Source organism: Fontisphaera persica (assembly GCF_024832785.1).
Taxonomy (GTDB): domain Bacteria; phylum Verrucomicrobiota; class Verrucomicrobiia; order Limisphaerales; family Fontisphaeraceae; genus Fontisphaera; species Fontisphaera persica.
Map to the genome: position 1 here is coordinate 2,832,532 of NZ_CP116615.1, position 11,784 is coordinate 2,844,315.

Genomic DNA, 11,784 nt, shown 5'->3' on the forward strand with positions numbered 1-11,784 from the left:
CCGCCGCGCCCGGCCGCACCCCTGTCGTGGAAATGGGCCACCCGGAAGCAGAAGCAACGGCAGGCGCCGTTGCCTGCTGGGCAGGCAGGCAGGTGGAGTCCCGCTCTTAGGACAAGACACCGCAAAAATTTCGCAAGCGTCCGTTAGCCGATTTTCCTGCGGTCAGCTACATCGTTGATTGCATATGAAAAACATGACTTGTGGCAACCTTGCCTGTGACCCCTCAGCCACCCTCCCCAAGGTGGCGTGGCTGGTGTTCTCCGGCTGTCTGACGCTGGCATCAGCGGCCAGCCCTGAGAGTTTCTCAAGCACCAATCCCATTGTCCGCCTGCCCGATGTGGTGGTAACCGCCGAGGACAGCAACTCTCCGCCTCTCCACCAGCCTTACTTGCCTGAGGTCGTTGGCACAAAAATCTTGGCCGGCAAAAAAACCACGCTTGTGGATTTTGAAGCCACTCCTGCCCCTCAAACAGACAATTATCGCCAGGCCTTCGCAAAAACCCCCGGCTTGCTGGTGAGCGAACTCGCCAACCCCAGTCTCCTCAGCCTGGGGTCCCGCGGCATCGGCGATCCGCATGAGACCCAGAATTTGCTCGTGCTCAAAGATGGCATTCCCTTTGTGGCAGATTTGTTTGGCTACCCCACGGTGTATTACGCACCCCCCTTTGAATCCCTGGATCGAATGGAGTTTTACCGGGGCGGGGCGTCCCTGCTATATGGCCCCCAACCTGCCGGGGCGCTCAATTACGTTACCCACATGCCGCGCACCAACCGCCCCGGCGCGGTGACAATCCAGCAGATTGCCGGCTCAGACCACCTGCTCGCCACCTATGCCAGCTTCGATGGGACGGTGGGACGGCTTGGCTACCACGGCTATTTCAGTCGTCGGGCGGGGGAAAGCTTCCGAGACCTGAACAGCGATTACGAGGCCTTGGGCGGCAGCCTGAAACTGGTGATGCACACTTCTGCGGAAAACCGCTGGATTTTCAACATGGATGCCTTCAGGGCTGACAGCGGGGAACCCGGCGGACTCACCTTGGCGACAGCCCCGGGCGCGCTGAACTATCACGCCAACCGCCATGCCACCCAGACGCCTTTTGACCGCGTGCGCGTGGAACGTTATATGCCATCTCTCACCCTGGAACGTGATTTTACAGAAAACACGCTCATGACAGCCACCGCTTATGGCGGTTATTTTGGACGCTTCAGCAAGCGGCAGCAAGGCACCGGCTTTGGCCTGCTTCCCTCCGGCCCCACCGCCGACAACAATCTCATCCAGTTGCAACAATTTTACACCTTCGGCACCGACCTGCGGCTGCGGCATCACTGGACGGCCATGGGCGAGGAGCATACCTTCACCGGCGGTTTCTCCACCTATTACTCCCACTCCCCCTTCACTGTGCGACGTGGAAACACGCCGGATGCGGAAGTGGGTGAACTGCGCCAGCAAGTCCGCCGGCAAAGTGTTTATGGGGCATTTTTTGTGGAAAATTGTTTTCGTTTCCACCGCTTGAGCATCACACCAGCCTTCCGCCTGGAAAACCTGCATCAGAACATCAAGGAACTGGCCAACTTGGGCACGGGAGAAATTCCCACGCCGAAAGTGACTTTGGCCCAGGATGCTTATGTGGAGAGCGTGCCTCTGGTGGGACTGGGTGTGGCATACGATTTGGGCGCCAGGGTGGAGGCTTATGGCAACGTCTCGCAAGGTTACAAAGCCAAAATGTACACTGACGCTGTTCCCCTGGGCGTCACCGACACCATCAGCGCCAATCTGGAGCCGGGCAAAACCTGGACTTATGAGGTGGGACTGCGCGGCGCTCCGCGCCCCTGGCTGACCTTTGACACCAGCCTGTTCCTGGTGGATTACAATGACCGTTTTGGCCGTGTGGGCAATCATCTGCAAAACGTGGGGCGCTCCATTAATCAGGGATGGGATGCGGCGGTTGAGTTGGATTTGCTGGGCCTGTACGCCGACCAGGCCAGTTCCCCACAAAACCGAAAACTGGGCAGTTTCAGTCTCTACGGCAACGTGGAACTGTTGCATGCCAGGTTTGTCAGCGGCCCCGCCAACGGCCGCACTCCGCAATATGCGCCCGATTATTTGTTGCGAGCCGGCGCCATCTACCGATGGAAAGACCGCGTTAAACTGGCTTTGATGGGCACGTTCCTCGATGACCATTTTGGCGATGACGCCAACACGGCCGCTTATCACATTCCCGGTTACCTGGTGTGGGATTTGACCGGCGAGTTCAAAGTGTATCGAGACCGCCTGCGTCTGCTGGCCGGCATCAACAACCTCTTCGACGAAGATTACTACTCCCGCATACGCGGCAACGGCGTGGACCCGGCCTACGGCCGGAATTATTATGTGGGCTTGTCCCTTGGCTTTTGAAAACTGCCCGGCGATCACCTGCTCGAACCTTTTGAATGGAAGCATGATTGAACTGTTTCTCAAGGGCGGACCGTTGATGTGGCCGCTATTGCTGGCCTCCACGGTGGCACTGGCCACCACTTTTGAACGCCTGTGGTTTCTCTGGCAGGAACGTCGGCGGCGGCAGCCGGAAGTGGTGCAAATGATCTGGCGGCTGGTGGAACACGGGGAGGCGGATCAGGCCGTGCAAGCGGCGGATGGCACCACGGACTTTGTAGCGCGCACCCTGGCCAGCGCCATTCGGCACCGGGGAGAATTCTTTACCAGCGCTTTGCTGCGTGCCGCCCAGTTTGAATTAAGGCGCTACAGCCGTGGCCTGGTGGTGCTGGACACGTTGATTACCCTGGCCCCGCTGCTCGGGCTGCTGGGGACGGTCACCGGCATGATTCAGGCCTTTAACCTGGTGGGCGGCAAGGAAATTGAGGCTCCGGCGGCGATCACCGGCGGCATTGCCGAAGCGCTCATTGCCACCGCGTTTGGCCTGGCCATCGCCATCCTTGCCCTCATTCCCTACAACTACCTGAATGCGCGGCTGGAGGAGGCCCGTCACGAACTGGAAGATGCCGCCAATCGCCTGGAATTGTCATTGTCCCGGCACAATCGAAACGCAACCTCCCTGAATGTCGAACCATGATAATCCCCTGCCCCCTGCCGCGCCGCAAGGCCCGCATCGAAGTCATCCCCTTGATTGACATCATCTTCTTTTTGCTGGCCACTTTCCTGATGCTTTCCCTCTCCATGGTCAAGCATCGGGGCCTGCCTGTGAACCTGCCCATGGCGTCCACCGCCGTCCCGCAAGAACGCAAGCCCCAGGCCGTGGTCACGATCACGGGCGGCGGCAAGCTATACTATAACCAGGAACCCGTGGAGCGTGATCAACTTTCGGCGCGTCTGCGTCTGCTTCAGGCCGAGCATGCCAATCCGGCAATTTTGATCAGCGGAGATGCCCAGGCCGATTTTGGCGAGGTGGCCGGCGTTTTGGATGAAATCAGACGCTTGGGCCTCACCAAAGTGACCATCGCCACCCGTCCCCCCTCCGGGAAATAGTGCCATGCGTTTTGAGAACTTCCTGAGTTGGCTTTTGGCGCTGGTCGTGCAGGGAGCCATCCTGTTTGGCATTTCCCGGCCACCACTCACTGCCCCCAGCCAACAGACGTTGAATCTAACGCCGGAGTACCTGGAAGTGGCCTTGAGCGTCGCCCCGGATGCCTTGACCTCCGCTCCGGAAGGAAATGCGGAGGAATCATCGCCGGCATCCGCTCCGGTCGTCAGCGAACCCGTCCCCGCCCCCAATGCTCCCGCAACTATTGCGCCATCGTCGGTTTCCGAGCCACTGGCTGAGTTGCCGCCTCCCATCCCCCATCCGCAAATCACAGAGCCCCATATATCTTCCGCCCCGGATTTTACTCCCGAGCCGGCGACTGCGCCGGAAACAACAGCCGTTGCCATACCTGCTCTGCCAGCCCCCCAATCGCCACCCCATGAGGCGGCTGAAGCCGGCGGCAACCACGCTATCCCACCCTTTACCCCCAACAGCTCCGGTCCGACCAATTCTCCGGATGCCTATCAGATGCTGAGCCAGCCCTACTACTTAAAACGCGGCAAAGTCCGCTATCCGCTGGAAGCAAAAAAACAGGGGCTGGAAGGGACGGTCCGCCTTATGCTCTATATTAACGCGAGCGGGCGACTGGATAAAATAGAGGTTATTCAAAGTTCAGGCCATTCAGTGTTGGATAAAGCTGCTGTAGCCGCCGAGAGCCAGTCACGTTTCCGCCCGGCACGGGTGAAGGAGCGTCCCGTTCCAGCCAAAGCCGAGGTCAGTTACAAATTCCAGCTCAGGGATTCAGATTCCGCGGAATAGCAAATGCCCTCACAGCGCCTGACTTAAGTTTTAATAAAGGCGCTTGGGCATAGTTGCCTCCAACACGACTTCACCCAAAATATGGGCAGGGCCAGGGCAAACCCCTGAAGGTCTGGAACGGATTCAACCACCATGCCGCAAAACCTTGACTTTGGCACTTGCAGGCAAATACTGGGCACATAATTCTTATGGCCCAAAGCCACAGCGTGCGCGGCCCAGCGAGCATGGTGCTGGACAACTCGGGAAAGGTCAGGTGGTGGGGGCAAAACGCCGTCCATTTATTCCAGATTCCCGCAGCGCTGGCCGCCGGCTGTCCTTGGTGGGAGCTGCTGCCGCTGCCCCTGCGCCAGCCTGCCCAGCAAGCGTGGCAAAACGCCAAAAACAATGGGGGGGGACATTTTGCTTTTGCCGATCCCGCCGCTCCGGCGGCAATGGCATGGGGGCTGGCCCTGGAGCCTATGGCCGATCCGCTTTTGCATGAAACCTTGTGGCATGCACAGTTGGAGGCCCCTGCGCCTGACCCGGCCCGGGAAAACGGCCTTCTTGAGGCCGCCGCCTTTGATGCGATGAAAGATGCCCTGGTCATCGTCCAGGACGGCCGCATTGCGGGGCTGAACCTTGCCGCCGAGGATTTCTTTGGCTTGTCGCGGGAGCAGGCCATGGGGCAGCCGCTGGCCGCTTTGGGCATCAGCCTGGACCCCGCGCAACTCCTGCAGGAAAACCGCCAGGGGGAAACCGGGGGTTCGTGGTGGATCAGCGTGCGCCGGGGAAGCGCCGAGCCGGAAGCGGCGCCGGTGGAAACGGATATTACCCCGCTGCGAAGCGTCCAGGCGCCCGCCTTTCTCCTGCGCTTTCGCCAGCCAGCCCAGCAGCTCATGCTGCGCAAAGGGCTGTTGCGCGCCCAGCAAACCCAGAGTTTGGGGCCGGTCATCAATGGGGTCATCCACGACTTCAACAATTACTTCACCGCCATCCTGTCCAATCTGGATTTGGCCGAAACCTGCCCCTCGGTAGCGCCGGATTGTCTGACGTTCATCCGCAACGCCCGGACGGCCTCGCAAAACGGCGCGGAAGTCATCCGCCATTTGCAACTGTTCAGCCGCAAAAGCGCCGGCCATCCGGAGCTGCTGGACCCGCGGGTGCTGCTGGAGGAAATCATCACGCTGATGCAACATTGCCTGGGACGCGCCGTGCGCGTGGCCAGGCTGCAGGTGAACACGGCTCCCGGGCTGGTTCTGGGACGCCCCGGCCTGCTCCGGCAATTGCTCATCAATTTGTGCCTCAACGCCCGCGAAGCCATGCCCTGCGGCGGCGAGCTTTCCTTCACGCTCGACAAGGTGGAGTTTGCCACCAGCGAAGCGGACTCCCCACGGCGGCCGGGGGTCTTTGCGCGCATTACCATCAGCGATACGGGTCACGGCATGCCCCCCGAAGTGCTGGCCCGTCTGCAGCAACCTTTCTTCACGACGCATGCGGACCGGGAAATGGGGCTGGGACTTTTTGCGGTCAATGAAATCCTGACGCTGCACCACGGCTGGCTGGAAGTGGAAAGCCAGAAGGCCAAGGGCACCCGCGTCCACGTATTCCTGCCGGCCCGCCCGCCGACCACCCGGCCGGAGCCTTTGGCCCAGGATGCCCTGTTATTGCAGCAGAAGAAACTGGAGGGCACCGAGCGCGTGCTGGTGGTGGAGCCAGACCCGGCCACGCTCATGCTCCTGAAGGCGGTGCTCGGCTACCGGGGTTACCAGGTTCAGGCCGCGGGCAGTGGTCAGGAAGCCTTGCAGGCCGCGAGCGGGGCCGGGCCGGTGCAACTTTTGTTGGTGGACATGAATCTGCCGGACATGACCGCCTGGCAGCTCATGAATCAGTTGCGCCATGCCTGGCCGGAGTTAAAGGTCATTTTCCTGGTGCAGGAAACCACCCCCGAGCTGCTCTCCCTGGCCCAGCGCGTTCAGGCCAGCCTGCTCGCCAAGCCCATTGAAAACCAGCGGCTGTTGTCACTCATTCGCGAATGTCTGGAAAAAGCAGGCTGACCGCCTGCCTTGCAGGAGGGCCTGCCCCACGAGGCGGAGAAAAAACGGCGGGGCCGCCCGCTAAGACCACGATTCCCAGGCGGAAGTTTGCCCGGTCCCGTACGCGCGGCGTAACTGCCGCAATTGCCGGCGGGACTGGCCGATGGCCTCAAGCTGCTGGCGGGTGTTTTCCAAATTCGTGGTCAGGTGGTCATAATTACGGCGTTCCAAGGCCACAATTTCCTCCACCAGGGCGCGCACTTCGGCGGGCGCCTCGGCCAGCTCCATGGGTGCAAAGGGCCAGTCGCGCATCCAGTTGCTTTTTTGCGTCTGGCAGGCCGCCACCACCTCCCACCGGCCTTGTTCAATGGCTTGGGATTCCTCCAGCGTGGTGTCGCGCCATTGCCGTAGAAGCTCCACCAAATCTGCCGTGGCCGTCATATCAGGCGATCAGGGAGGATAAAGCGGGCGCCGGAGTTTCCTGGACGGCGTTTTGACGCCGAATCATCTCCGCCCAGGCATCCCGGATGACGCCCAGGCGCTGAATCACTTCACGCACCCCATCCGGGGTTTTGGTGCGGTTGCTTTCGGTCAACCGATAGTCCATGTATTCATACAAGCGGCGCAGATTGGCCGCCAGTTCCCCACCCGCGTCCATGTCCAGCGAGGCGTTCAGCTCATTGATAATGGCCTGGGCCTTGAGGATGTTGTTGTTGATGGTGGCATTGAACTCCAGCGGGTCGTCGAGGTTGAACCCTTCGGAGGCGCGTTCGAGAAAATTGATGGCGCCATCAAACAACATCAGGACCAATTGTCCGGGGGTGGCTGTCTGGGTGGCCATCCGCCGGTAGGATTGGTAGGGATTGGGCAGAGCCATGGCAGGGTGGCGGGGTTAAACGGTTACTGATTGGTGATGTCCCAATTCAAAGCCAGCAACTGCGAAATCCGTTGGATCGTCTCGCGCGGCGGATAATCCACCTGCCCAATGTCCTGGCGGGCTTTTTCCACCTTCTCCGGCCGCACATCGGGCGTGCGCTCCAACGCCTTCTCCAAGGCTTCCGTGGCTTTGAAATCAACCGTACCCTGCTCCCCGGAGGGCTTGACAGGGGCCCACGGCGAGTTTCCCACCGTGGGAACCGGCCGCAATGGACTATTCGGATTGATTTGCATGCCTAACACTCAACTTATGGCAGGCCTATTTTTCTTTTCCAACAGTATTATCGGCAGGTCTGGCCAAAACTTGAGGACCTTTTTGCAGGGTAATGGGCGGTATGGTTTGCACCAGGGCATGGAAGGCATACCGCCCGAAGTGCCTGGGGGAGTTGAGGATACTGTGGCTGTCGTTCAACGGCGGCTGGTCTTTGGTCTTCTTCTGGTAATATAGCCGGGCGCTGTTGGCCACCGCCGGGTTACCGGCATCAAAGACCTCGTCCGCCGCCCACACAATCTCCCCCTTGACCGCCTCCACCAGCTTCAAGTTCCACCCCATGGTGAGCGGGGGATAGGGCCGATAGGCCGTCAGTCGGCAAAAGAGTACGGCATCGCAACCTGTCTGCTGGCGCAACGTGGCCAGAAAGTCCCGCGGCAAGGCTTCCTCGGCACTCCAGGAGGTTTTGCCGGTCCATTGCCGGAGCTGGGAGGGGGTGGGATAAACCAGCTCAAACCGCCCCATTTGCGTCAGCTCAGCCCGGATTTCCGGCTCCAACGTATCACGCGCAAACTGGCCGGCTGCGCCCGCCACCTCGCTCACCAGTGGGAGCACGGCCACCCGCCGCAGGGTTTGGGCGGGGAATTGGGGACTGGCATGGATGTTGGATGGCCGATATACCTGCCCCATGACCAGGTCCGGCGGGCGGTCCGTCAGGCAACCCCCCAGCCAAAGAGGCAGGAGCGCCAGACCGGCACGGGCCAACCCTTGCATCATGAGGCGGAGCCGCAACATAAACTCAAGCGCGCAAATGCTCACCCATGCGGGCCAGGTGTTGGCTCAGGCCTTCGAGCCAGCGGCCCAGGGCATTTTCCATTTGCTCGGAAAGATTCACAGCTTCCATCAGCCCCCAGCGGTTTTCCGATTCCAGAAACATCCATTCGATGCGGCTGAAGTGGACTTCCACTTCTTCCAGATGCCGCCGCAGGGCCTGCCAAAGTTCTTCCCCCTGCGGACCCTGGGCGTCGCGGAGCTCTTCCAGACTCCAGATTTCCATCAGCAGTTCACGCAGCAATGGCACGATGGCCTGCCACAAATCGCGGGCCGGCCTCCACTCGTTGATAAGCATTACCAGGGACACCGAGCGCACTTGCTGGCGGAGCTGGTCCGCATGCGCCAGCGCCTCATGGAGCCGCCGGGCCTGGATTTCATCCAGGCTCGCGGTGGTCACTTTGAGCTGTTGGAATTGAGTCACCACCTGAGTGGCTTTTTCCGGATGCACCCGCATCCCGTCCACGTGCAAGGCCTCGACGACTCGCCGGGTTTGCAGGCTCCGGCGCGCCAGGTGCTCCAGCAGGGCTTCCAGCGAGCCGGGCGCCTGACTGAACCAGAGCTTGCGTCCATCCATGTCCACTTCCACCCCGGTCGGGCCAGCCGGGCAAGATTCACTGTTCACGTTCCACATTATCGGCACGGTGGCGAAAAAGTTGAGGAAAAGCTGCGCCTGGAGTTGGCCGCCTTACTTGGAGCCAAACCGTTGCAATAAAAAGGACAATTGTTGATTGGCCTGGGCCTGGGCATTTTCCATGGCCAGGAAGCTGCGCACCATCTGCTCGCGCACGTTCTGCACGTAGCGCTCCTGCTCGGCAATCTGGTCATCCAGATTGGAGACCTGCTTGTTCAGGGAGTTCTGGGTCTTGGCCAGCACGCCCTCCTCATCCACCACGTGTTCCAGGTAGGCGCTGTATTTTGAGGCAAAGCCGTAGGTTTCATCGGTGAAAAACGCCGCCACCTCGTCCAGGCGGTTGTTCAGCCAATCATCCAATTTGGCGCTGTCCGCCAGCTTGAGGGAATTGTCGGTGCCGCTGGTATCAATGCCCAGGTCACTCAGGCGTGTCAGATTGCCGGACAGTCCGCTCAACGCCTGGGTGGCCAGAGAGCGCAATTGCCGGGCAATCTCATAAACATCGGTCATGCCCGCCAGCGTGTTGGCCGTCACCTTGCCGTTGGCGTCGGTGGTAATCGCCGTCTGCGAATCAATCAGGGACTGGGTCTTGTTGTACTCGCTGATGAAGTCATTGAGCGCTGTTTTGACCTTTTCCGTATCGGCGCCCACCGTGACGGTAAATTCATGAGTTTGTCCCGCCGCCAGCGGTTTCAACAGGGTGACCGAAAGCCCCGCGATGCCGCTGGATTCCTCGGTGATGGTGTTGCTGCGGCTGACCAGTGTGCCCGAGTCGTTCACCGTATAGAGCATATCCGTGCCGCGCTGCAAAGAGCCGCCGCTCAAGCCGGTGGCCGCCAGAAAATTGCCGGTCACGTCCTCCAGCCCGATGCCCACATCGCCGGTGGTTTTGTTGGTCAGGAGGAAACGGTCGTTTTCGGCGTCGTAACTGGCGTACACCCCTGCCTGCGATTGATTGATGCGCGCCAGGACCGCGGCCACGGTGTCGGTGGCCGTGTCGTAGGTGATGCTGACCCCGTTGATTTTGAACTCGCCTTTGCCGGCGGCATCGCCCGTGATGGGTGTGCTCAAGTTGGCCGCGTTGAGTTTGGCGCCCACCTGCACCACCCCCAAGGCGGAGCGGCTGGTGACCGTGCCGGTGCCGTTGTTGGCCAGGCGGGCCACCTGGAGAAAATTGCTGGTGTCCGTGGCCGCGCCCAAAACGATTTCCGAGGCGCTGGTCAGGGAAATGGTGTCGGTGGCCGCATCATAACTGCCGGTCACCGCCCCGCCGGTGGCGGCGGCAATTTTATCGAAGACTCCCTGGAGGGTGTCGCTGGTCTCCACCGTAATCTGCTTTCCGTTCACCGTGAACGTGCCGGCGGTGATGGCCCGTGAGAAGGCCGCCTGGCTCAATACCAGCCCCGACACATCGTTGGTGCTGTTCAAACCGGCGCCGCGGTTGCTCAGCCCCTGCTGTACCGCGGCGGTGGCCCATTGGCTGACAGTAAAACGGTATTCTCCCACCGCCGCGCCGGTGGCCGCCGAGGCGCTGGCTATGGAGGCATCGGAGGTTTTGGCGGTGCGCGCCTGGTACAGCTCCTCTTTTTGCAGCGCCTCCACCTTGCCCTGGAGCGCCTGGAGCTGGGTTTTCAGGCTGGCATAGGCATCGTTGATTTTGCGCAGTGTGCTCTGCTCGTTGCGCATCCGCGTCTGCGGGGTGCGCTCGATTTGCAGCATCTGGTCAATAAAGCTGCGCCAGTCAAACCCCGAAGCGAGTCCGGATACACCCAGGTCCATAAGTCAGCCAGTTTAACGTTTACTCTCAAACAGCCGCCGGCCGGTGGCAGGTTCCGGCCGGCGGCCTTATTTAAGGCTCGGACGGCGCCCCAGCGCCGTCCGAGTTGTCCGCTATGCCCGTTCGGGTCGCACTGCTTAAGACAGCAGGCGGAGCGCCGATTGCGGGCTGGCATTTGCCTGAGCCAACATCGCGGTGCCTGCCTGAACCAGGATGTTGTAGCGGGCAAACTTGGTGCTTTCCTCGGCCACGTCCACATCCTTGATGCGGCTGTTGGACGCCACGAGGTTGTCGTTCAGGATGCTGAGCCGGTCGGCCACGTAGGTCAGGTGCGCGTTGCCAGCAGCGACAGTGGCGCGGTCGGTCGCCAGTTGATCGATGGCTGCCTTGACCGCCGTCAGGGCGTTGACCGCCGCAGCGCTCGTGGACACCCCCACCGAGGAGAAGTCGTACTGAGTCGCCGAAAGGTTGATGCCTTTCAAGTCAAAGGTCTTGGCGTCGCTGTCACTGGTGATCGCCAGATCCGTGTTCGTAAACAGGCTGATGCCGTTGAAGTCCTTTTGGGCGGTCTCCTCAATGAAGTCCACCAGTTCCTGGAACTCCTTATCGTACAGCGCGCGGTCATCTTCCGTCTTGGTCACATCCTGCGCCAGCACGGCCAACTCGCTCATGCGGTCGAGGGCCTTCTGCACCTTCTGCAAGTACCCATCGCGGGTCTGGTTGAAGGACAGCGCGTTGAGGACGTTCGATTTGGCCGCATTGTTGCGGTTGATCTGCGCGTCAAACTTCAACGACACGGCCAGACCGCCGGCATCGTCTTCCGGGTTCACGATCTTGGAACCCGAGGACAAGCGCGACAGCGATTTGGCGAGCAGGGCGGATGATTCCGAGAGCAGGCGAGCGCTGCTGATGGCCGATGTGTTAGTATTGATAACCATAGTTGACTCCTTCCATGAGTCACCCCCCTTTCGGGGGATTGCGCGGCTTCCTTGCCGCGGGTGGCGCTATCTCGGGGGCGGCCACCGTTGCCCCGCCGGCTCTTTCAGGCTGCCGACCGCCTTTGTCACACGACACTCCAGTTATCGGAA

General features: G+C 60.7%; 12 protein-coding genes. 5 read left to right on the forward strand and 7 right to left on the reverse strand.

Features of this window, described 5'->3' with window-relative positions:
* The first annotated feature begins 184 nt into the window (after window positions 1-184).
* The 5 genes from NXS98_RS10560 to NXS98_RS10580 all read left to right on the forward strand — a co-directional run bounded on the left by NXS98_RS10560 (window position 185) and on the right by NXS98_RS10580 (window position 6,328).
* Window positions 185-2,395 (forward strand): TonB-dependent receptor family protein, encoded by a 2,211-nt coding sequence (locus NXS98_RS10560; protein ID WP_283844934.1) that lies wholly within the window; start codon window positions 185-187, stop codon window positions 2,393-2,395.
* Window positions 2,396-2,438: 43 nt separating this feature from the next.
* Complete coding sequence (locus tag NXS98_RS10565; RefSeq protein WP_283844935.1) at window positions 2,439-3,068, forward strand: MotA/TolQ/ExbB proton channel family protein; 630 nt, start codon at window positions 2,439-2,441, stop codon at window positions 3,066-3,068.
* Window positions 3,065-3,481: an ExbD/TolR family protein gene (locus NXS98_RS10570; protein WP_283844936.1), complete on the forward strand. Its 417-nt coding sequence runs from the start codon at window positions 3,065-3,067 to the stop codon at window positions 3,479-3,481. The genes NXS98_RS10565 and NXS98_RS10570 overlap by 4 nt, the downstream gene beginning before the upstream one ends.
* A gap of 4 nt (window positions 3,482-3,485) precedes the next feature.
* Window positions 3,486-4,295, forward strand: coding sequence for an energy transducer TonB (locus NXS98_RS10575; RefSeq protein WP_283844937.1), 810 nt, complete (start codon window positions 3,486-3,488; stop codon window positions 4,293-4,295).
* A 188-nt stretch (window positions 4,296-4,483) separates the two neighbouring features.
* Window positions 4,484-6,328 carry a hybrid sensor histidine kinase/response regulator gene (locus NXS98_RS10580; RefSeq protein ID WP_283844938.1) on the forward strand — a complete coding sequence of 615 codons (1,845 nt, stop codon included), beginning with the start codon at window positions 4,484-4,486 and terminating at the stop codon, window positions 6,326-6,328.
* Window positions 6,329-6,388: 60 nt separating this feature from the next.
* Here the strand turns inward: NXS98_RS10580 and NXS98_RS10585 are convergent, their stop codons facing one another.
* The 7 genes from NXS98_RS10585 to NXS98_RS10615 form a co-directional block, all read right to left on the reverse strand.
* Entirely contained in the window at window positions 6,389-6,748 is a 360-nt protein-coding gene (locus NXS98_RS10585; protein WP_283844939.1) for a hypothetical protein, read from the reverse strand.
* 1 nt (window position 6,749) lies between these two features.
* The gene (gene fliS / locus NXS98_RS10590; protein ID WP_283844940.1) at window positions 6,750-7,184 is read right to left on the reverse strand and encodes a flagellar export chaperone FliS; all 435 of its coding nucleotides are present in this window, start codon (window positions 7,182-7,184) and stop codon (window positions 6,750-6,752) included.
* Window positions 7,185-7,207: 23 nt separating this feature from the next.
* A complete protein-coding gene (locus NXS98_RS10595) occupies window positions 7,208-7,477 on the reverse strand; it encodes a flagellar biosynthesis anti-sigma factor FlgM (RefSeq protein ID WP_283844941.1) in 270 nt (89 codons plus the stop codon).
* 25 nt (window positions 7,478-7,502) lie between these two features.
* Window positions 7,503-8,249, reverse strand: coding sequence for a hypothetical protein (locus tag NXS98_RS10600; RefSeq protein WP_283844942.1), 747 nt, complete (start codon window positions 8,247-8,249; stop codon window positions 7,503-7,505).
* A gap of 4 nt (window positions 8,250-8,253) precedes the next feature.
* Complete coding sequence (locus tag NXS98_RS10605; RefSeq protein ID WP_283844943.1) at window positions 8,254-8,910, reverse strand: hypothetical protein; 657 nt, start codon at window positions 8,908-8,910, stop codon at window positions 8,254-8,256.
* A 63-nt stretch (window positions 8,911-8,973) separates the two neighbouring features.
* Entirely contained in the window at window positions 8,974-10,698 is a 1,725-nt protein-coding gene (fliD, locus tag NXS98_RS10610) for a flagellar filament capping protein FliD (RefSeq protein WP_283844944.1), read from the reverse strand.
* 135 nt (window positions 10,699-10,833) lie between these two features.
* Window positions 10,834-11,634 carry a flagellin gene (locus NXS98_RS10615; RefSeq protein WP_283844945.1) on the reverse strand — a complete coding sequence of 267 codons (801 nt, stop codon included), beginning with the start codon at window positions 11,632-11,634 and terminating at the stop codon, window positions 10,834-10,836.
* Window positions 11,635-11,784 lie beyond the last annotated feature (150 nt).